General features: G+C 62.7%; 14 protein-coding genes. 9 read left to right on the forward strand and 5 right to left on the reverse strand.

The window, feature by feature from the left end:
• Positions 1–4: 4 nt before the first annotated feature.
• The 7 genes from aroK to D8767_RS02425 all read left to right on the forward strand — a co-directional run bounded on the left by aroK (position 5) and on the right by D8767_RS02425 (position 11,365).
• Positions 5–523 carry a shikimate kinase AroK gene (aroK, locus tag D8767_RS02395; RefSeq protein ID WP_028698445.1) on the forward strand — a complete coding sequence of 173 codons (519 nt, stop codon included), beginning with the start codon at positions 5–7 and terminating at the stop codon, positions 521–523.
• A gap of 97 nt (positions 524–620) precedes the next feature.
• Positions 621–1,718, forward strand: coding sequence for a 3-dehydroquinate synthase (gene aroB, locus D8767_RS02400; protein WP_028698446.1), 1,098 nt, complete (start codon positions 621–623; stop codon positions 1,716–1,718).
• A gap of 15 nt (positions 1,719–1,733) precedes the next feature.
• Positions 1,734–3,347 (forward strand): SPOR domain-containing protein, encoded by a 1,614-nt coding sequence (locus D8767_RS02405; RefSeq protein ID WP_016712491.1) that lies wholly within the window; start codon positions 1,734–1,736, stop codon positions 3,345–3,347.
• Between the two features lie 372 nt (positions 3,348–3,719).
• On the forward strand, positions 3,720–8,165 hold the full coding sequence (gene gltB, locus D8767_RS02410; protein ID WP_016712490.1) for a glutamate synthase large subunit: 4,446 nt from the start codon (positions 3,720–3,722) through the stop codon (positions 8,163–8,165).
• Between the two features lie 123 nt (positions 8,166–8,288).
• Positions 8,289–9,707 carry an FAD-dependent oxidoreductase gene (locus D8767_RS02415; protein ID WP_016712489.1) on the forward strand — a complete coding sequence of 473 codons (1,419 nt, stop codon included), beginning with the start codon at positions 8,289–8,291 and terminating at the stop codon, positions 9,705–9,707.
• A gap of 129 nt (positions 9,708–9,836) precedes the next feature.
• Positions 9,837–10,901: a uroporphyrinogen decarboxylase gene (gene hemE, locus D8767_RS02420; RefSeq protein WP_016712488.1), complete on the forward strand. Its 1,065-nt coding sequence runs from the start codon at positions 9,837–9,839 to the stop codon at positions 10,899–10,901.
• Positions 10,902–11,017: 116 nt separating this feature from the next.
• On the forward strand, positions 11,018–11,365 hold the full coding sequence (locus tag D8767_RS02425) for a YgiW/YdeI family stress tolerance OB fold protein (protein WP_016712487.1): 348 nt from the start codon (positions 11,018–11,020) through the stop codon (positions 11,363–11,365).
• A 38-nt stretch (positions 11,366–11,403) separates the two neighbouring features.
• Here the strand turns inward: D8767_RS02425 and D8767_RS02430 are convergent, their stop codons facing one another.
• Positions 11,404–12,591, reverse strand: a complete 1,188-nt coding sequence (locus D8767_RS02430; RefSeq protein WP_231115640.1) for an MFS transporter — start codon at positions 12,589–12,591, stop codon at positions 11,404–11,406.
• Between the two features lie 165 nt (positions 12,592–12,756).
• Between D8767_RS02430 and D8767_RS02435 the strand changes: the two genes are divergently transcribed.
• Both D8767_RS02435 and D8767_RS02440 read left to right on the forward strand, forming a co-directional pair.
• Positions 12,757–13,656: a LysR family transcriptional regulator gene (locus D8767_RS02435; RefSeq protein ID WP_016712485.1), complete on the forward strand. Its 900-nt coding sequence runs from the start codon at positions 12,757–12,759 to the stop codon at positions 13,654–13,656.
• A 76-nt stretch (positions 13,657–13,732) separates the two neighbouring features.
• Positions 13,733–14,506, forward strand: a complete 774-nt coding sequence (locus D8767_RS02440) for a ParA family protein (RefSeq protein WP_016712484.1) — start codon at positions 13,733–13,735, stop codon at positions 14,504–14,506.
• Positions 14,507–14,859: 353 nt separating this feature from the next.
• Here D8767_RS02440 and trxC read toward each other — a convergent pair whose 3' ends face one another.
• From trxC to D8767_RS02460, 4 genes are read right to left on the reverse strand one after another with little or no spacing between them, the layout of a single operon-like run.
• Entirely contained in the window at positions 14,860–15,294 is a 435-nt protein-coding gene (trxC, locus tag D8767_RS02445) for a thioredoxin TrxC (protein WP_016712483.1), read from the reverse strand.
• A 54-nt stretch (positions 15,295–15,348) separates the two neighbouring features.
• A complete protein-coding gene (gene selO, locus D8767_RS02450; RefSeq protein ID WP_016712482.1) occupies positions 15,349–16,809 on the reverse strand; it encodes a protein adenylyltransferase SelO in 1,461 nt (486 codons plus the stop codon).
• A gap of 45 nt (positions 16,810–16,854) precedes the next feature.
• Positions 16,855–20,163 carry a mechanosensitive channel MscK gene (gene mscK / locus D8767_RS02455; RefSeq protein WP_016712481.1) on the reverse strand — a complete coding sequence of 1,103 codons (3,309 nt, stop codon included), beginning with the start codon at positions 20,161–20,163 and terminating at the stop codon, positions 16,855–16,857.
• A gap of 35 nt (positions 20,164–20,198) precedes the next feature.
• Entirely contained in the window at positions 20,199–21,941 is a 1,743-nt protein-coding gene (locus tag D8767_RS02460; RefSeq protein ID WP_016712480.1) for a potassium/proton antiporter, read from the reverse strand.
• Between the last annotated feature and the right edge of the window lie 25 nt (positions 21,942–21,966).

Raw genomic sequence — 21,966 nt, forward strand, 5'->3', positions numbered from 1 at the left:
TTCTGTGCGAAATTTGATACTTGTGGGGCCCATGGGCGCTGGTAAAAGCACCATTGGACGCCTTTTGGCCAAAGAGCTGCGCCTGCTGTTCAAGGATTCCGACAAGGAAATCGAACTGCGATGCGGCGCCAATATCCCGTGGATTTTCGACAAGGAAGGCGAGCCGGGTTTTCGTGATCGCGAGCAAGCGATGATCGCCGAACTGTGCGCGCTTGATGGCGTGGTCCTGGCCACCGGCGGCGGCGCGGTGATGCGCGAAGCCAACCGCCAGGCATTGCACCAGGGTGGTCGGGTGATCTACCTGCACGCCTCGGTGGAGCAGCAGGTTGGCCGTACCGCACGCGACCGCAATCGCCCGCTGCTGCGCACCGCCAACCCCGAGGCGACCTTGCGCGCCCTGCTGGAAGCGCGCGACCCGCTCTACCGCGAGATCGCCGACCTGGTGGTGGAAACCGACGAGCGGCCGCCGCGCATGGTGGTGATCGACATTCTCGAGCGCTTGCAGCAGTTGCCGCCCCGTTAACCCGGGACTATTCTCGGCCACCAGCGCCGAGGCGAGGTTCAACGTTACCGCGCAGGTTGCCCGTACGGCGCCGCGCCTAAGTACATTGTGGGGATACATGCAGACACTTAAGGTCGACCTGGGCGAGCGTAGCTACCCGATCTACATAGGCGAAGGCTTGCTGGACCAGCCCGAGTTGCTGGCGCCGCACATTGCCGGCCGGCAAGTCGCCATCGTTTCCAACGAGACCGTCGCGCCCCTGTATCTCGAACGCCTGACCAAGACCCTCGGCGCCTATTCGGTGCTGCCAGTGGTGCTGCCCGATGGCGAAGCCTACAAGAACTGGGAAACCCTGCAGCTGATTTTCGATGGCCTGCTGACCGCCCGCCATGATCGCCGCACCACCGTGGTTGCTCTGGGCGGGGGTGTGATCGGTGACATGGCCGGCTTCGCGGCCGCCTGCTACCAGCGTGGTGTCGACTTCATCCAGGTGCCGACCACCCTGCTGTCCCAGGTCGACTCCTCGGTGGGCGGCAAGACCGGTATCAACCACCCGCTGGGCAAGAACATGGTCGGTGCCTTCTATCAGCCCAATGCAGTGCTGATCGACACCACCAGCCTGAAGACGCTGCCTGCACGCGAGCTTTCGGCTGGCCTGGCCGAGGTGATCAAGTACGGCCTGATCTGCGACAAGCCGTTCCTTGCCTGGCTCGAAGACAATATGCAGGCCCTGCGCGGCCTGGACCCTGTGGCCCTGACCGAAGCCATTCGTCGTTCCTGCGCGGCAAAGGCTGCGGTAGTCGGGGCCGATGAGCGCGAGTCTGGCGTACGGGCCACGCTGAACCTGGGGCATACCTTCGGGCATGCCATCGAGACCCACATGGGCTACGGCGTGTGGCTGCACGGCGAAGCCGTGGCAGCGGGCACGGTGATGGCCCTGGAAATGTCCATGCGCCTTGGCTGGATCGACCAGGCCGAGCGCGATCGCGGAATCCGCCTGTTGCAGGACGCAGGTTTGCCGGTGGTGCCACCACAGGAAATGACCCCGGCGCATTTCATGGAGCACATGGCGGTCGACAAGAAGGTGCTCGACGGTCGTCTGCGTCTGGTGCTGCTGCGCCAGATGGGCGAGGCCGTGGTGACCGACGACTATCCGAAAGAGATTCTACAGGCCACGCTGTCGGCGGATTACCGCGCGATCGTGGCCCAGCTTTGAGGTTGTGACAGCGCAATGACCAGTTTGCATGCCGATGAGGCCTTTCTCGACCATTACCAGTTGAGCCACGATCCGTTCGCGCCCCGCGTGCCCGGCTTCAAGTTCTTCCCGGCCCAGCGCAAGCCCGTGCTTGGCCAATTGCACCATCTGGCACGCTATAGCCAGTTGATGCTGGTAGTCAGCGGCCCGCTGGGCAGCGGCAAGTCGCTGCTGCGCCAGGCCCTGGTGGCCAGCACCAACAAACAGGCGGTGCAGAGCGTTGTGGTGTCTGCCCGTAGTGCCAGCGATGCTTCCGGCATGCTGGCCCAGGTCGCCCAGGATCTGGGTGTGGACCAAGCTGAAGTGCAGGCGATTCTGTCCAAGGTGGTGCAGCTGGCACTCACCGGGCAGGAAGTGTATTTGCTGGTAGACGATGCGGAACAACTCGACGAGTCGGCACTCCAAGCGTTGCTGGAATTGGCGGCCGGTGTACCGGAAGGACGCCCGCATGTGTTCCTGTTCGGTGAACCGTCACTGATTGCCGGGCTGGATGAGCTCAATATCGAGGAAGAACGCTTCCACATCATCGAGCTCGCCCCCTACAGTGAAGAGGAAACCCGCGAGTACCTGGAGCAGCGTCTGGAAGGCGCGGGCCGGGGCATCGAGGTGTTCAGCCGTGAACAGATCGTCGATATCCATGAAAACTCCGACGGTTGGCCTGGCAACATCAACCAGGTCGCCCGTGACACTTTGATCGAAGCCATGATCGCCAGCCGCTCAACGGCCAAGCGACCATCCATGGGGTTCAAGATGCCTAAAAAACATGTGCTCGCGCTGTCCGCTGTGGTCGTGGTCGCCGTTGGCGCCGCGGTGTTGATGCCCAAGAAAGGCGACAAGGCGCCGGCCGATGCGCCAGCCGCCCAAGCCCAGTTGCCGCTTGGCGAAGGCAAGCAAGGTGCTGCCATCGAGTTCTCTGGCTCGTCCCAGCCGATGCCACTGCCTTTGGTGGGCCAGTCCCAGCCGGTGATGCGCGAACCGCTGGCCCAAGCCGCAGGCATGGGTGAAGGTGAAGAAGGCAGCCCGGCAGGTGATACCGCGCTGCAGCCTGGCAACCCACCGCCAACCGTGACCACCATTGCTCCGCCGCAAGGCGTGCCCGCCGGCCCGGCACCTGCGCCTGCCCAGCCCGTCGCCAGCGTGCCTGCCCAGCCTGTGCAGCCGGTGGCACCTGCGCCGAAGCCCGTCGCAACCCAACCGGCCAAACCGGTTGCACCTGCCAAGCCTACGCCAGCACCGACCCAGGTTGCCGTGGCCAAGCCAGCCGCCAAACCGGCTGAAAAACCAGCGGCATCCGGTGGTGGCAGCGGTGGCTGGTACGCCGGGCAAAAGCCGGGTAACTATGTGGTGCAGATCCTCGGCACCAGCTCCGAGGCTTCGGCTCAGGCGTACGTCAAGGCCCAGGGTGGCGACTATCGCTACTTCAAGAAAAACCTGCAGGGCAAGCCGTTGTACGTCGTGACTTATGGCAGCTTCGCCAGCCGCGATGCAGCGGTTGCGGCAATCAAGAACTTGCCAGCGAAGGTCCAGGCTGGTAAACCTTGGCCACGTACCGTCGCCAGCGTCCAACAAGAGCTGGCCTCGGCCCGCTGATACCTTCCGGGCGGCATCACCCCGCCGCCCAGTAGCTAAGCGAATTCTAGCTTTCGACTAGCCTGCTGCGTTTTAACGCGGCAGGCTTTTCTGTCCCAGACTGCCGGCCACAAGCCTTACTTGCAGTCATGGCTGAAACGCTTCAGACTCGAGCCAAGCTGCTATCACGGCGCATGGCGCAAAAGCATTCAAAATTGCGACATAAATTTTCAATGGTGAGACATGAAAATTTGTGGGCATCGCTGTCGCTGTGCAACAATGGTTTTCCATGGCCACCGCAAAAAAGCTGGCGTTTGATCGGCGTGGATGGTAAGTGGTTGTTAAAAAAGAGATTTGCCTCCGTTGAGAGGTGAACCTGGTGAGAATGTGTCTATGAAAACAGGTCTGTACCATCCCGAAGAATTCAAGGACAACTGTGGTTTTGGCCTGATCGCCCACATGACGGGCGAACCGAGCCACCACCTTCTGCAAACCGCCATGCAGGCGCTGACCTGCATGACCCACCGCGGCGGCATCAACGCCGACGGCAAGACCGGTGACGGTTGCGGTCTGCTCATGCAGAAGCCCGATCAATTCCTGCGTGCCGTGGCCCAGGAGCACTTCGCCGTCGAGCTGCCGAAGCAGTACGCCGTCGGTATGGTGTTCTTCAACCAGGACCCGGTCAAAGCTGAAGCCGCCCGCGCCAACATGGACCGCGAAATCCTCGCAGCCGGCCTGAAACTGGTCGGCTGGCGCAAGGTGCCGATCGACACCAGCGTGCTCGGCCGCCTGGCCCTGGAGCGCCTGCCACAGATCGAGCAGGTGTTCATCGGCGGTGAAGGCCTGAGCGATCAGGAATTCGCGATCAAGCTGTTCAGTGCCCGTCGCCGTTCGTCGGTGGCCAACGCCCACGACGCCGACCACTACATCTGCAGCTTCTCGCACAAGACCATCATCTACAAAGGCCTGATGATGCCGCGCGATCTCGCGGCGTTCTACCCAGACCTGGGTGACGAGCGCTTGCAAACCGCGATCTGCGTGTTCCACCAGCGCTTCTCCACCAACACCCTGCCGAAATGGCCGCTGGCGCAGCCGTTCCGCTTCCTCGCCCACAATGGCGAGATCAACACCATCACCGGCAACCGCAACTGGGCCATGGCCCGTCGCACCAAGTTCGCCAACGACCTGATCCCCGACCTCGAAGAGCTCGGCCCGCTGGTCAACCGCGTGGGTTCCGACTCGTCGAGCATGGACAACATGCTGGAACTGATGGTGACCGGTGGCATCGACCTGTTCCGTGGTGTGCGCATGCTGGTACCGCCAGCCTGGCAGAACGTCGAGACCATGGACGCCGACCTGCGCGCCTTCTACGAATACAACTCCATGCACATGGAGCCGTGGGACGGCCCGGCCGGTATCGTCATGACCGAAGGCCGCCACGCGGTGTGCCTGTTGGACCGGAACGGCCTGCGCCCGGCACGCTGGGTGACCACCACCAATGGCTACATCACCATCGCCTCGGAAATCGGCGTATGGGGCTACCAGCCTGAGGAAGTGCTGGCCAAAGGCCGTGTCGGCCCGGGTCAGATCCTGGCCGTGGACACCGAAACCGGCCAGATCCTCGACACCGACGCCATCGACAACCGCCTGAAGTCGCGTCACCCCTACAAGCGCTGGCTGCGTCAGCACGCCACCCGTATCCAGGCGACGCTGACCGACGACCAGGGCGTGGCCAGCTATGACGCTGACCAGCTCAAGCAATACATGAAGATGTTCCAGGTCACCTTCGAAGAGCGTGATCAGGTGCTGCGCCCGCTGGGTGAGCAGGGCCAGGAAGCTGTCGGCTCGATGGGTGACGACACGCCGATGGCCGTGCTGTCGCAGCGTGTGCGTTCGCCGTACGACTTCTTCCGCCAGCAGTTCGCCCAAGTGACCAACCCGCCGATCGACCCGCTGCGCGAAGCGATCGTGATGTCGCTGGAAATCTGCCTGGGCGCCGAGCGCAACATTTTTCAGGAGTCCCCGGAGCACGCTTCGCGGGTGATCCTCAGCTCGCCGGTCATTTCGCCCGCCAAGTGGCGTTCGCTGATGAGCCTGGAGCGCGAAGGTTTCGACCGCCAGCTGATCGACCTCAACTATGAAGAGGGTGTCGGCCTGGAAGCGGCCATCCGCAATATCGCTGACCAGGCTGAAGAAGCCGTGCGCGCTGGCAAGACCCAGCTGGTGCTGAGCGACCGCTACATCGCCCCGGGCAAACTGCCGGTGCACGCTTCGCTGGCCGTGGGTGCAGTGCACCACCGCCTGACCGAACAAGGCCTGCGTTGCGACAGCAACATCCTGGTGGAAACCGCCACCGCCCGCGACCCGCACCACTTTGCCGTGCTGCTGGGCTTCGGTGCCTCGGCTGTTTACCCGTACCTGGCTTATGAAGTGCTGGCCGACCTGATCCGCACCGGCGAAGTACTGGGCGACCTTGACGAAGTCTTCAAGTACTACCGCAAGGGCATCTCCAAGGGCCTGCTGAAGATCCTGTCGAAGATGGGTATCTCCACCATCGCCTCGTACCGTGGTGCGCAGCTGTTCGAAGCCATCGGCCTGGCCGAGGAAGTGGTCGGCCTGAGCTTCAAGGGCGTGTCCAGCCGTATCAAGGGTGCGCGCTTCGAAGACCTGGAAAGCGACCAGAAGCTGCTGGCGGCCGAAGCCTGGAGCGCGCGCAAGCCGATCCAGCAAGGCGGCCTGCTGAAGTTCGTTCACGGTGGCGAGTACCACGCTTACAACCCGGATGTGGTCAACACCCTGCAAGCCGCCGTGCAGCAGGGCGACTACGCCAAGTTCAAGGAATACACCACGCTGGTCGACACCCGCCCGGTGTCGATGATTCGCGACCTGCTGAAAGTGAAAGTGGCCGACCAGCCGCTGCCGCTGGAGCAGATCGAACCGCTGGAGGCCATCCTCAAGCGGTTCGACTCCGCCGGTATCTCGCTAGGTGCCCTGTCGCCGGAAGCCCACGAGGCGCTGGCCGAGGCCATGAACCGCCTGGGCGCGCGCTCCAACTCCGGTGAGGGCGGTGAAGACCCGGCGCGCTACGGCACCCTGCGCAGCTCCAAGATCAAGCAGGTGGCCACCGGTCGCTTTGGCGTGACCCCGGAATACCTGGTCAACGCCGAAGTGCTGCAGATCAAGGTAGCCCAGGGCGCCAAGCCCGGTGAGGGCGGCCAGCTGCCAGGCGGCAAGGTCAACGGCCTGATCGCCAAGCTGCGCTATGCGGTACCGGGCGTGACCCTGATTTCGCCACCACCGCACCACGACATCTACTCGATCGAAGACCTGGCCCAGCTGATCTACGACCTCAAGCAGGTCAACCCGCAGGCGCTGGTGTCGGTCAAGCTGGTGGCGGAAGCCGGCGTGGGCACCATCGCCGCTGGTGTGGCCAAGGCCTATGCCGACCTGATCACCATCTCGGGTTACGACGGGGGTACCGGTGCTTCGCCGCTGACGTCGATCAAGTACGCCGGCGCCCCGTGGGAACTGGGCCTGGCCGAAACCCACCAGACCCTGCGTGGCAACGACCTGCGCGGCAAGGTGCGGGTACAGACCGACGGCGGCCTGAAAACCGGCCTGGATGTGATCAAGGCGGCCATCCTTGGCGCCGAAAGCTTCGGCTTCGGTACCGCGCCAATGATCGCCCTGGGCTGCAAGTACCTGCGCATCTGCCACCTGAACAACTGCGCCACCGGCGTAGCCACCCAGAACGACAAGCTGCGCAAGGATCACTACATCGGCACCGTCGACATGGTGATCAACTTCTTCACCTTCGTCGCCCTCGAGACCCGTGAATGGCTGGCCAAACTGGGCGTGCGCAGCCTGGGCGAACTGATCGGCCGTACCGACCTGCTCGACGTATTGCCAGGCGACACCGAGCGCCAGCAGTACCTGGACCTGTCGCCGCTGCTGGGTAGCTCGCACATTCCGGCTGACAAGCCACAGTTCTGCGAAGTGGACAAGAACCCGCCGTTCGACCAGGGCGAGCTGGCCGAGAAGATGGTGGAAATGGCCATGCCGGCCATCCGTGACCAGGCTGGTGGCGAGTTCAACCTCGACATCTGCAACTGCGACCGTTCCATCGGTGCGCGCGTGTCGGGTGAAATCGCCCGCCTGCACGGCAACCAGGGCATGGCAGCGGCGCCGATCACCTTCCGCTTCAAGGGTACTGCGGGCCAAAGCTTCGGTGTGTGGAACGCCGGTGGCCTGAACCTGCACCTGGAAGGCGACGCCAACGACTACGTCGGCAAGGGCATGACCGGTGGCAAGCTCACCATCGTGCCGCCAGCCGGCAGCCCGTTCGAAACCCAGCACAGCGCCATCGTCGGCAACACCTGCCTGTACGGTGCCACCGGCGGCAAGCTGTTCGCCGCCGGTACTGCTGGCGAGCGCTTCGCTGTACGTAACTCCGGCGCCCACGCTGTTGTCGAGGGCACTGGCGATCACTGCTGTGAATACATGACCGGCGGCTTTGTCTGCGTGTTGGGCAAGACCGGTTACAACTTCGGTTCTGGCATGACTGGCGGCTTCGCCTACGTGCTCGACATGGACAATAGCTTCGTCGACAAACTCAACCACGAACTGGTGGAAATCCAGCGTATCAGTGGTGAAGCGATGGAGGCCTACCGCAGCCACCTGGCGCGCGTCCTTGCCGAGTATGTGGAAGAAACTGGCAGCGAGTGGGGGCGTGAGCTCTCGGAGAACCTGGACGACTACGTGCGGCGCTTCTGGCTGGTGAAGCCGAAGGCAGCCAACCTGAAGCAACTGCTGTCCAGCACCCGTGCCAACCCGCAGTAAAAACAGCTGCAAGTGGCAAGCCTCAAGCTGCACGTAAAGGCAGTACGAGGTTTGCCCGGCTTAAGTGATCGTCTTGCGGCTTGCAGCTTGTAGCTTGCAGCTGCTGTAAAGAGGTTTTGAAAAATGGCTGAACGTCTGAACAACGACTTCCAGTTCATCGAAGTGGGCCGCAAGGACCCGAAGAAAAAGCTGCTGCGCCAGCGCAAGAAAGAGTTCGTGGAAATCTACGAGCCGTTCAAGCCGCAGCAGTCCGTGGACCAGGCGCACCGCTGCCTGGGCTGCGGTAACCCGTATTGCGAATGGAAGTGCCCGGTACACAACTTCATCCCCAACTGGTTGAAGCTGGTTTCCGAAGGCAACATCCTGGCCGCCGCCGAGCTGTCGCACCAGACCAACACCCTGCCGGAAGTGTGCGGCCGCGTGTGCCCGCAAGACCGCCTTTGCGAGGGTGCCTGCACCCTGAACGACGGCTTTGGTGCGGTGACCATCGGTTCGGTGGAGAAGTACATCACCGACACCGCCTTCGCCATGGGCTGGCGTCCGGACATGTCCAAGGTCAAGCCAACCGGCAAGCGCGTTGCCATTATCGGCGCCGGCCCTGCTGGCCTGGGCTGCGCCGACGTATTGGTGCGTGCCGGCGTGACCCCGGTGGTGTTCGACAAGAATCCGGAAATCGGTGGCCTGCTGACCTTCGGCATCCCCGAGTTCAAGCTGGAAAAAACCGTGCTCAGCAACCGCCGCGAAGTCTTCACCGGCATGGGCATCGAATTCCGCCTGAACACCGAGGTGGGCAAGGACGTCACCATGGAACAGCTGCTCGCCGAGTACGACGCCGTATTCATGGGCATGGGTACCTACACCTACATGAAGGGTGGCTTCCCGGGCGAGGACCTGCCAGGCGTGCACGACGCGCTGGACTTCCTGATCGCCAACGTCAACCGTAACCTGGGCTTCGAGAAGTCGCCTGAAGACTTCGTCGACATGCAGGGCAAGAAGGTCGTGGTGCTGGGCGGTGGTGACACCGCGATGGACTGCAACCGCACGTCGATCCGTCAGGGCGCCAAGTCGGTGACCTGCGCCTATCGCCGTGACGAGGCCAACATGCCGGGTTCGCGCAAAGAGGTGAAGAACGCCAAGGAAGAGGGCGTGAAGTTCCTCTACAACCGTCAGCCTATCGCCATCGTTGGCGAGGACAAGGTGGAAGGCGTGAAAGTGGTCGAAACCCGCCTTGGTGAGCCGGATGCCCGTGGCCGCCGTAGCCCCGAGCCGATCCCGGGTTCTGAAGAGATCCTGCCGGCCGATGCCGTGGTAATCGCCTTCGGCTTCCGCCCAAGCCCGGCGCCGTGGTTCGAGCAGCATGGTATCCAGCTGGACAGCCAAGGCCGCGTAGTGGCGCCGGAGAAAGGCAAGTTCAAGCACCAGACCAGCAACCCGAAAGTGTTTGCCGGTGGCGACATGGTGCGCGGTTCGGACCTTGTGGTAACGGCCATCTTCGAAGGGCGTACCGCTGCTGAAGGCATCCTGGACTACCTCGAAGTCTGAAATCATTTAGATTTTGTATACAAAATCTATTGATCCAGGACATACCCATAGAGAAAAGGCACGGCAATGAGCCGTGCCTTTTCTTTGTGTGTCTGAGAAAATGCCCGCACTATTTTTCCGGATGCCGACATGACTGCCCTGAAGAACGATCGTTTCCTGCGTGCACTGCTCAAGCAACCCGTAGATGTCACCCCGGTGTGGATGATGCGCCAAGCCGGCCGCTACCTACCGGAGTACCGCGCCAGCCGCGCCAAGGCCGGTGACTTCATGAGCCTGTGCATGAACCCGCAGTTCGCCTGCGAGGTCACCTTGCAGCCGCTGGACCGCTACCCGCTGGACGCGGCGATCCTGTTCTCGGACATCCTCACCATCCCTGACGCCATGGGCCTGGGCCTGTACTTCGAAACCGGCGAAGGCCCGCGTTTCAAGAAGGTAATCAGCACCCCGGCCGACATCGAAGCGCTGCCAATCCCCGACCCACAGAAAGACCTGGGTTATGTGATGGACGCGGTCAGCACCATTCGCCGCGAGCTCAACGGCCGTGTGCCGCTGATCGGCTTCTCGGGCAGCCCGTGGACCCTGGCCACCTACATGGTCGAAGGCGGCTCGTCGAAAGACTTCCGCAAGACCAAGGCCATGGCCTACGACAACCCGCAAGCCCTGCACCTGCTGCTGGACAAGCTCGCCCAGTCTGTGACCAGCTACCTGAATGGCCAGATTCTGGCCGGTGCCCAGGCTGTGCAGATTTTCGACACCTGGGGTGGCAACCTGTCGGCGGCGGCCTACCAGGAATTCTCCCTGGCCTACATGCGCAAGATCGTCAGCGGCCTGATCCGCGAGCACGAAGGGCGCAAGGTGCCGGTGATCCTGTTCACCAAGAACGGTGGCCTGTGGCTGGAAAGCATTGCCGACGCCGGTGCCGACGCATTGGGCCTGGACTGGACCTGCGAGATCGGCGACGCCCGCCGCCGCGTGGGTGACAAGGTGGCCCTGCAAGGCAACATGGACCCGACCGTGCTGTACGCCAAGCCCGAGGCCATTCGCCAGGAAGTGGCGCGCATTCTGGCCAGCTATGGCAAGGGTACTGGCCATGTGTTCAACCTGGGCCACGGCATTACACCGGAAGTCGACCCGGAGCACGCGGGTGTATTCATCAACGCCGTGCATGAGCTGTCGGCGCAGTATCATCAGTGATCTGAAGGCTGAAAACCCGAGCCCGGCCCTGTGCCGGGCTTTTTGTCGCATTAAGTTTTAATTCAGCGATCGTCGCTAATCTGGTCCCATCGAAACCCAAACAGGACCCGATTCTCATGAAAGCACGTTACCTCGCCCTGATCCTCGCCCCTCTGTTTAGCACCGGCGCACTGGCTGCGACCTATACCGGCCCCGGCGCTCAGTCGGTCACTACTGTTGCCGCTGCCAACGATGCTGCCGATGACACCCCTGTTGTGCTGCAAGGGTTTGTGACCAAGAAGATCAACAACGACGACAAGTACGAATTCAAGGACAACACCGGCACCATCACCGTCGAGATCGATGACGAAGACCTGCCGCCGACGCCGTTCAACGACAAGACCAAGGTCAAGTTGACCGGTGAGGTGGAGAAGCACCTGATGAGCCGGGAAGTGGATGTGGATATTGTCGAGATCATCAACTGAACCGAGGGCCTATTCGCGGGTAAACCCGCGAATGGCCCTCAAGCCGTTTTCGGTGGAAGCTTGCTCAGGTGCAACGCCACCAGCAACGCCACCGCCAGCAAGCTGCCAATGAACAGCCCGATGCCATTCCAGCCCCCCTGGTGCCAGAACACCCCGCCCGCAGTACCCGCCACGCTCGACCCGGCGTAATAGCTGAACAGGTACAGCGACGAGGCCTGCCCCTTGGCCTTCAGCGCCCGGCGGCCGATCCAGCTGCTGGCAACCGAGTGCGCGCCAAAGAAGCCGAAGGTGAACACCAGCATGCCGACGATCACCATGGCCAGCGGGCTGGCCAGGGTCATCAGCAAGCCACCTGCCATCACCACGATACTGGCCCAGAACACCTTGCGCCGGCCCAGCTTGTCCGCCAGTGCGCCGACCTGTGCCGAGCTGTAGATGCCAGACAGGTACACCACCGACAGCAGGCCGACCAGCGCCTGGTTCATATGGTAGGGCTCAGCCAACAGGCGGTAGCCGATGTAGTTGAACAGGGTGACGAAGGCCCCCATCAGCAGGAAGGCTTCAAGGAACAACCAAGGCAGGCCGGCATCCTTGAAGTGCATGACAAAGCCGTCCAGCAGGCTGCGCGGGTTCATCAACTGTGGGCGGAAGTTGCGCGATTCGGGCAAGACCTTCCAGAACACCAGCGCGGCTACCAGCGCCAGGCCGCCGATGGTCAGCATCGCTGTGTGCCAGCTGACGAAGTCGATCAATACGCCCGTGATGAGCCGCCCACTCATACCGCCAATCGCGTTGCCCCCGATGTACAGGCCCATGGCCAGGCCGATGTGTTGCGGGTGGATCTCTTCGCTGAGATAAGTCATTGCCACTGCCGCCAGGCCACTCAACGACAGGCCGACCAATGCGCGGGTGACCAGTACCAGCTCCCAGCTCGGCATCACTGCGCTGGCCAAGGTGGAGAGGGCGGCGCAAACCAGGGCAAAGACCATTACCGGCTTGCGCCCAATGCGGTCAGAAATGGGGCCGGTGATCAATAGGCCGAACGCCAGCATGGCGGTGGACACCGACAGCACCAGGCTGCTCTGCGCCGCATTGATGGCAAACTCCTTCGACAGCAACGGCATCATCGGCTGCACGCAGTACAGCAGGGCGAAGGTGGCGAAGCCGCCGCTGAATAGCGCCAGCACAGTCTTCATGAAGGCGGGGGTGCCTTTCTCGATCCACATTTCGTTCAGGGGGGCAGGTTCTGGTTCGGCTGGAAGGGGGGCTACAGCAGTTTTCACGGGCGGGTACCTCTGGCGCAATGAAAAAAGCATATAGCTGGCTAATGATTAGATCCAATATATTGTTCGACCTATTTAAGATGTTTTTCGACTCATTCGGAGCTGATCATGGAACTGCGCCATCTGCGTTACTTCATCGCCGTGGCCGAAGAGCTGCACTTTGGCCGTGCCGCCCAGCAACTGGGCATTTCGCAGCCGCCGCTGAGCCAACAAATCCAGGCCCTGGAGCAGGAGCTGGGGGCTCGCCTGTTCGAGCGTACCAACCGTCGGGTGGAGCTGAGCGAGGCGGGGCGGTTATTCCTTGAGGAAGCGCGTCAGGTGCTGGCGCAGGTGGAGAAGGCGGCCGATGTGGCCCGGCGTGCTCAGCTGGGAGAACTGGGTGAAATGAAGATCGGCTTTACCTCGTCTGCGCCCTTCACCTCGAAGATCCCCAAGGCCATCCATGCCTTTCGCCAGCGTTTCCCGGCGGTGCATCTGAACCTCAAGGAAATGAGCAGCCGCGATGTCGCCGAAGGGGTGTTCGACGAGTCCATCGAAGTCGGGTTGATGCGGCCGATGCCGCTGCCTGAAGGTTTGCAGGTCACCGAGTTGTTTCGTGAGCCGCTGGTGGCAGTCATCAATGCTTCGCATCCGCTTGCCGAGGGCACTGAACAGGGTGTGCACATGGCGGCGCTGGCCCATGAGCCATTCGTGTTCTTCCCACGCAGTTATGGCAGCGGCTTACATGCGCAGTTGCTGAGCCTGGCGCGTCAGGCAGGTTTCAGCCCGCACTTTGCCCAGGAGGCGGGGGAGGCGATGACCATCATCGGGCTGGTGTCGGCGGGGTTGGGGGTGTCGGTGTTGCCGGCGTCATTCCAGCGCATGCGCATCGAGGGGGTGGTGTACCGCACCTTGCTGGATGAAGGGGCGATGTCGGCGGTTTGGCTGGTGCAGCGCGAGCGCGGCAATTCGGTGATGGCCAAGGCGTTTGCCGAGCTGTTGACGGGGCAGGTGGTCGGCCAGGGCTGATGCCGGTCAAATGGCACTGGCCATTGCCGCAGTGCCGCCACATACTCGGGCATTCGTTGAAACACGGAGGTCAATCATGCGGCGCGTGGTGTTCAATCAGAAAGGTGGCGTGGGCAAGTCGAGCATTGCCTGCAACCTGGCGGCGGTCAGTGCCAATGAAGGCTATCGGACCCTGTTGATCGACCTGGATGCCCAGGCCAACTCGACCCAGTACCTTACCGGCCTCACCGGCGAGGACATCCCCATGGGGATTGCCGACTTCTTCAAGCAAAGCCTGTCCAGCGGGCCGTTCAGCAAGAAGAACAAGGTCGATATCTACGAAACCCCGTTCGACAACCTGCATGTGGTCACTGCCACGGCAGAACTGGCCGACTTGCAACCCAAGCTTGAGGCCAAGCACAAGATCAACAAGCTGAGAAAGCTGCTGGACGAGCTGGACGAGGACTACGAGCGGATCTACATCGATACACCGCCGGCGCTTAATTTTTATGCGGTTTCTGCACTTATTGCCGCCGATCGCGTGCTGATTCCCTTCGACTGCGACAGTTTCTCGCGTCAGGCGCTGTATGGCCTGCTGGCGGAAATCGAAGAGCTCAAGGACGACCACAACGAGGGCCTTCAGGTTGAAGGTATCGTGGTCAACCAGTTCCAGTCCCGCGCCAGCCTGCCGCAGCAGATGCTCGACGAACTGCTGGCCGAAGGCATGCCGGTGTTACCGGTGTACCTGGGCAGCTCGGTGAAGATGCGTGAATCGCACCACGCCAGCCTGCCCCTGATTCACCTGGAGCCGAAGCACAAGCTGACCCAGCAGTTTGTCGAGTTGCATGATTTGCTGGAGGAGAGAGGTTAGACGTCTGTTAGGTATCAAGGCTGCCAGGTGCCTGGCGCAGCATTTTCGGCGCCTGTGAAATCGAGCGCCGCCCGCGCGGCGCTTCGCGGGACAAGCCCGCTCCCACATCTGTTTCCGGCCAGTCCCTCCTGTGAGTTCACCGCTGTCCGCCTTGTTTGTTCCATTCGATATCGAACGTTACGCAGCTACCCTTCACCCATCTCCCGCCATATACCAAGGGTGCGCGCGCCTATAGCACAGGAGTAATTGGCCAGAAACAAATGTGGGAGCGGGCTTGTCCCGCGAAGCGCCGCGCGGGCGGCGCTCGATGCCACAGCCGCCATCCTGCTAAAGGCATGCACCAGAAAACACACCTAAACCCCTTGGCTACGCACCCACTCCAGCAACGACTGAAGTGGAAACGCCCCGGCCTGGCGGCTGACTTCGCGGCCGTTCTTGAACAGCAGCAGGCTGGGGATCGAGCGGATGCCCAGTTGCCCGGCGAGGTTGCGGTTGGCTTCGCTGTCGAGCTTGGCCAGTCGGCAACGGCCAGCCAGCTGGCGGGCAGCCTGTTCGAAGGTGGGGGCGAAGGATTTGCACGGGCCGCACCAGTCGGCCCAGATGTCGACCAGCAGCGGCAGGTCGCCTTTGATCTGGCTGGCGTAGCTGGCTTCGGTGAGCTCGAAAGGAGTGCTCAGCAGCACGTCTTGTTTGCAGCGCCCGCATTTCGGGGCGTCACCCAGGCGCTCGGCGGGCAGGCGGTTGAGGCCGTTGCAGTGGGGGCAGGGGATTACCAGTGGGTCGGACATATCAATTCCTTGTGTTGTTTTTGCCGGCCCTATCGCCGGCTGAGCAATCATCAATCAAGAAGAGCAGCTGATTTCCAGATGCTTGCCCCATTCCGGCGGTCGCTCAGCGTAGGCTTGCATGCCGGCTTGTTCCTCGAACGGCCTGGTCAGCACCTGATGCAACCGCCGCACTTCACTGTAATCCCCCGCTTCGGCCGCTTCGATGGCTCTCTGGGCCAGATAATTACGCAGCACATACAGCGGGTTCACCGCATGCATCCGTTCACGGCGCCCTTCGGCATTACCGGGTTCACGCTCACAGCGGGCCAGATAATCTGCGCCCCAGGCATCGAAAGCGGCCAGGTCGATAAAATCATCGCGCACTAGGTTCAGCGCCTCGGCAACCGGCTGTTCGCCCAGCTTTCGGAAGAACAGGCTGTAGTCCACACCACCCCGCTGCATGCACTGCAGCAGGCGCTCGACCAGCGCCATGTCGTCATCCTCGGCAGTGGTCAGGCCCAGGCGGCGGCGCATGAGGTCCAGATAATGGGCCTGGTACAGGGGCAAGAAAAGCCCCAGTGCCTCCTTCAGGGGCTCCACCTCGATCACCGTGGTCAGGGCCTGTGCCAGCGCGCTGAGGTTCCAGTGGGCGATGGGCACCTGGTTGGCGTAGCTGTAGCGGCCACGGTCGTCGGAGTGGTTGCAGATGAAGTTGGCGTCGAAGTCATCGAGGAAGGCGTAGGGGCCGAAGTCGAAGGTGATGCCCAGGATCGACATGTTGTCGGTGTTCATCACCCCGTGGCAGAAACCATAGGCCTGCCAGCGGGCGATCAGTTCGGCATTGCGCTCGACGATGGTGCGGAACATGGCCAGGTACGGTTGCTCGGCATCCTGGCATTCAGGGTAGTGCTGCTGCAGTACATGATCGATCAGCACGCGCTGCTGCTCGGGCTGTTTGGTGTAGTAGAAGTATTCGAAATGGCCGAAGCGCACATGGCTCTGCGCCAGGCGGGTGAGCATGGCAGCGCTTTCGCGGGTTTCGCGCCATACCGGGGTGCTGGAGCCGACCACGCACAGCGCACGGCTGGTGGCGATGCCAAGGGCGTGCAGGGCTTCGGAGGCCAGAAACTCGCGGATCGACGAGCGCAGCACAGCGCGGCCGTCGCCCATGCGCGAATACGGGGTCTGGCCGGCCCCCTTCAGGTGCAGGTCCCAGTGTTCGCCTTTGTCGTTGAGCACTTCGGCCAGCAGCAGGCCACGGCCATCGCCCAGGCGCGGGTTGTAGGAGCCGAACTGGTGGCCGGAATACACCATCGCGCGTGGGTCGGCTTCTTCCCACAGTTTGTGGCCGCTGAACAGCTCGGCGAACACCGGTAGGTCGGCCTGGGCGGGGTCGAGGTCGAGCAGCGCCATGGCCGACTCGCTCGCAACGACCAGGCGCGGGTCTGCGATGGGTTCTGGCAGGACCTGGGTAGAGAACGCATCGCCCAGGCGGGCGAAGCGGTTGTCGAAGGTGAGTTGGTCGAGGGCTTTCACGGGCTGCTCCTGAGATTCAGCACAGAATAAAGCATTCGAGCCCACTCAGGCCGGTGCAGTGCCATCCGGTTTGGGCTGCTCCATCGGAATCAACTGCTGTTTGCCGCCGTTGGGGTCCATCAGGAATACCTCGACCTGGCGCACCGAGATCTTGATGTTGTGCGCCTTGAACTCGCGGCTGATGTAGCGGTTGATCTCGTCCAGCGTCGGGTTGCGGTCGCCCAGGTCGCGTACGTGCATGCGCAGTTCGTGGTCCAGCGAGCTTTCGCCGAAGTTGAGGAAGTACACGATCGGTTCAGGGTCCTTGAGCACCCGTGGGTTCTCATGCGCACCTTTGAGCAGCAGGTCACGTACCAGGTCCAGGTCGGAGCCGTAGTCGATGCCCAGTTTCAGCGTCACCCGGGTAACCGTGTCGGTCAGCGACCAGTTGATCAGCTGGCCGGTGATGAAGGTCTTGTTGGGGACAATGATGTCCTTGCGGTCGAAGTCGGTGATGGTGGTGGCGCGGATGCGGATCTTGCTGACCGTGCCGGACAGGTTGCCGATGGTGATGGTGTCGCCAATGCGCACCGGGCGCTCGAACAGGATCATGATGCCAGAGATGAAGTTGGCGAAGATTTCCTGCATGCCGAAGCCCAGGCCCACCGACAGTGCAGCCACCAGCCATTGCAGCTTGTCCCAGCTCACCCCCAGGGTGGACAGGGTGCTGACGATACCGACGCCGACGATGGTGTACGACAACAGCGTGGTGGTGGCGTAGGCGCTGCCCTGGGCCAGGTTCAGGCGTGACAGCACCAGCACTTCCAGCAGGCCCGGCAAGTTGCCGGCCAGGGCGAAGGTGATACCGACGATCACCAGCGCACCCAGCAGGTCGCCAAGGCTGATCGGTACCATGCTGGCGGCGGCGCCGGTGCCGCTGGTGTATTCGTAGAGGACGAAGTTGTTGAGGTAGGCGAACACTGAAATCAGGTCTGCCCACACCCAGTACAGGCCGGCGATGAAGCCGCCGAGCAGGGCCAGGCGAATCAGGCGCAGCGATTGCTGGTTGACCTGCTCGATGTCCAGCGTCGGCTCTTCGGTGATGACTTCGCCATCCAGCCCTTCCTTGGCCGCCGCCCGCTTGCTCAGCGCCCGCTGGTAGGCCAGGCGCCGTGCCGCGACCGACAGGCCACGCACGAATGCAGCCTCGATCACCAGCCAGAACAGCAGCAGGTACAGGGTGTAGATCAGCCGGTCGGTGAGTTTCAGTGCGGTGTAGTAGTAGCCGAAGCACACGGCGACGAACAGGGCGATGGGCAGGGCGGTGAAGGCCACGCCCACTGCCTTGCGGAACAGTGAAGTGTCGCGGTGTGCCGGGCTGCTGAGCAGCAGGCGGCTGAGCAGCCAGGCCATCAGTGCGTAGCACGTCAGCACCACGCCGATCCCCAGCACGTCGTCGGCCAGCGCCGAGGGCTGGTGCTCGGCCACCGCCACCACACCGACCAGCGCCAGCACCACGGTGCCCAGGCGGCGCACCCAGCCGCGCAGGAACTCGACCTGCGGCTTGTGCCAGCGGAAGTGGATTTCGGCCACGCCACCGGGGGCGAGGATGCGGTAGGCGGTGTAGAACACCAGCCAGGCCTGGGCCAGTTGCCAGAGGGCGGCGCCCAGGTTGGCGTTCTGCCCGCGGGCGTCGATCTGCAGGGCGTAGCTGCACAGCGCCAGGCCAAGGCTGACCGGCATTGCCAGCAGGATATTGATGAAGATTGCCTGGGGCGTGTGCCACTGGCTGTCACGGCGGAAGTGGCCGATGTCCTGGTGTACCTTGCCCAGCCGTTGGTACAGGTACTTGCGCCGCCATAGCAAGGCGCCAATCACCAGCAGCAATGGCAGGAACAGCAGCGGGCGCTGGCTGAGGCCGTCGGCCAGTTCTTTCAGGCCCGAGCCCCACGGCAGGTTGGCGACCTGGTCGGCCAGGCGCTCTGGCACATAGCTCAGCCAGTCCCAGTCCAGCGGCTTGTTGCTGGGGATCCAGAACATCTGCTCGTCGAGGGTGGTGCGCAGGCTCTGCGCGGTGCCCAGCAACTGCTTCTGATTGAGCTGCAGGGTGATCGATTCGTTCAGCAGCGCCGACAGCTCGCGGTTCAACCGCTCCAGCAGGTCGCTACGGTTGATGGCCACTTCCAGCAGGGCCTTGCGCAGTTGAGGCGTCACCTCTTCCTGCGGTTGGGCAGCCAGCAGCTTGTCGACGTAAGTGACCGGGCTGCTCATTTGCTCGCGCTGCTGGTTGACCTCGAACTGGTACAGGCGGGTGTCGGCGATCTGGTCGGCCAGGTCGCGGTCGACCTTCAGGTGCGGCAGGGTCTGCTTCTGCTTGTAGAGGATCTTGGACAGCAACAGGCTGCCCTTGAGCACGTTGATCTGCTCGTCCAGTGCCTGGTCGGCCTGGGTCAGGCTGTCCAGTTGCTGTTTGGTGCGCAGGTTCTGCTGGGTCAGTTCGTTCAGGCGGTCGGTACTTTTCAGCAGGTAGTCGGAAAGCTTGAGGTTAAGCGCGCTTTCGGTGGCCAGCAGGCTGCTGCCGCCGGCCTTCTGGGCTTCGATGGACTGCTGGGTAACCGCCTCCTGAGACTGGGCCAGGCGCTTGTCGTTGATCAGGGTCTGCAGGTCCTGGATTTCCTGCTCCAGGCGCGTAGCGCGTTCGATCAGCAGGTCGTGGCGGGCGTTGCCCAGGTCTTGCAGCAGGCTGTTGCCGGCCAGCTCCTGGCGGCGCAGCAGGGTCAGCGCATTGAGCGAGGCCAGCTCGGCATTGAGCTGGTTGCGCTGGTCGGCGTTGATGGATTTGCCGCCGTCCTTGCCGGTTTTCAGGATGTTGTTGATCTGCTGGGTACGGGCCTGGCTGTTGCTGATTTCGGCCTGGGCGCGTTCCGGGCGGGTTTGTGAATTGATGATCAGGCTGTTGGCTTCGGACAGCGCCTTTTGCAGCTCGCCCTGCTGGGTGTTGCGTTCGTTGAGCATTTGCTCAAGCTGCGGCACGCTCAGCGTGGCATAACGCTGGGCGACAGGCTGGGGCTTGCTTTCCTTGAGCCTGGCGAGCTCTTTCTGGCTGTCGCTGGTTTCTTTCGGGGCCCCGGCCAGCTGCTGCTTCAGCGCGGCAAGTTTCTTCTCGCTGTCTTCCTTGCTGGCGAGCTGGCTCAAGGTCTGTTCGAGCACCTGCTGCAGGGCCTTCTGGTCGGCCTCAGGCAGCTTGCGCTCAGCGATCTTGTCGAGGCTGTTCTGGATGCTGGCGGTGGTCGGCGCCTCTGCGGCAGTGGCCGCAAAGGAAAGGGACAGGCACAGCCCGAGCAGGGCTGTGCGAAGGTACACGCGCAGGGACATAGGCAGACTACTTGTGGATCCGGCAGAAACGAAGTTTAGAGGAACAATCCTGGTCCGGGTCGCGTTCCTTCGGGGAATCTGACGCCCACTTTCTGGATCTTGTTCCCGTCCATGGTCGCCACGGTCCAGATCGTGCCATGCCATTCGACCTGGTCACCTACTACTGGAGCGCCTCCGACCTTTTGTCGGATGAACTGCGCCAACGGCATTTTCGCGTCCAGGCCATCGAGTTTCAGGCCGTACAACGCTGCCACTGCGCCCAGTTCGGCATCGCCTTCGAGCACGAAATCGCCGAAGAAACGCAGGTCCAGGCCACGCTGTGGCGCCTGGCTGAACAGTTTGCCCAGGGCCGGCAGGTTGTGCTCGTGGCCGATCACGCAGAGCATGTCGCCTACTTCCAGCACGGTACTGCCCGACGGGTGCAGCAGTTGCTCGTTACGGAACAGGGCGGCGATCCGCGTGCCTTCGGGCATTTTCAGCTCGCGCAGGGCGGCGCCGATGCACCATTTTTCGGCACCCAGGCGGTACACGAACAGCTCCCACTCGCTGGTGATGTGCACTTCCAGGGCAGAGCGGGAAATCGGTGCCGGGTCTGGCGGTACGGTCACTTTCAGCAGCTTGGCCATCCACGGCAGGCTGGTGCCTTGCACCAGCAGCGACACCAGCACGATGAAGAACGCCAGGTTGAAGAACAGCTGGGCGTCCGGCAGGCCGGCCATCAGCGGGAACACCGCCAGAATGATCGGTACCGCGCCGCGCAGGCCGACCCAGGAAATGAAGCCTTTCTCGCGGCCATGGAAGGCCTTGAAGGGCAGCAAGGCAGCGACCACCGACAGCGGCCGCGCCACCAGGATCATCCACAGCGCCAGGCCCAGCGCCGGCAGGGCGATGGGCAGCAGGTCGTGCGGGGTGACCAGCAGCCCCAGCACCAGGAACATGCCGATCTGGGCCAGCCAGGCCATGCCGTCGAGCATGTGCAGGATGCCGTGGCGGCTGCGGATCGGCTTGTTGCCCAGCACCAGGCCGCACAGGTAAACGGCGAGGAAGCCACTGCCGTGCAGGGCGTTGGTCAGCGAGAACACCACCAGGCCACCGGCCACCACCAGGATGGGGTACAGGCCGCCGGCCAGGTTGATGCGGTTGACCAGTTGTAGCATCAGCCAGCCACCGCCCAGCCCCAACAGGCCGCCAATGCCGAATTCGCGCAGTAGATGGCCCAGCAGGCTCCAGTGCAGGCCAGTCTGGCCGCTGGCGATCATGTCGATCAGGGTGACAGTGAGGAACACCGCCATCGGGTCGTTGCTGCCCGACTCGATTTCCAGCGTAGCGGTAACCCGCTCGTTCAGGCCTTTGCCGCCCAGCAGCGAGAACACCGCCGCAGCGTCGGTAGAGCCGACGATGGCGCCGATCAGCAGGCCCTGGATCAGGCTGAGGTTGAACAGCCAGGCGGCGACCAAGCCGGTGAGGGCGGTGGTGATCATTACCCCGACCGTGGCCAGCGACAGCGCCGGCCACAGTGCCACGCGAAAGCTTGCCACCCGTGTGCGCAGGCCACCGTCGAGCAGGATCACGGCCAGTGCCAGGTTGCCCACCAGGTAGGCGGTGGGGTAGTTGTTGAAGATGATGCCGCCACCATCCACACCGGCGACCATGCCGACGGCGAGGATGATGACCAGGATAGGGATGCCCAGGCGCGACGACAGCGAGCTGACCAGGATACTTGCACCCACCAGCAATGCGCCGATCAGGAACAGGCTATTGATGGTGCTTGCATCCAAAGGCAGGTACTCCGAAACAGCGGGG

The sequence above is a fragment of the Pseudomonas sp. LTGT-11-2Z genome (assembly GCF_003691445.1).
In the GTDB taxonomy this organism is placed as follows: domain Bacteria; phylum Pseudomonadota; class Gammaproteobacteria; order Pseudomonadales; family Pseudomonadaceae; genus Aquipseudomonas; species Aquipseudomonas monteilii.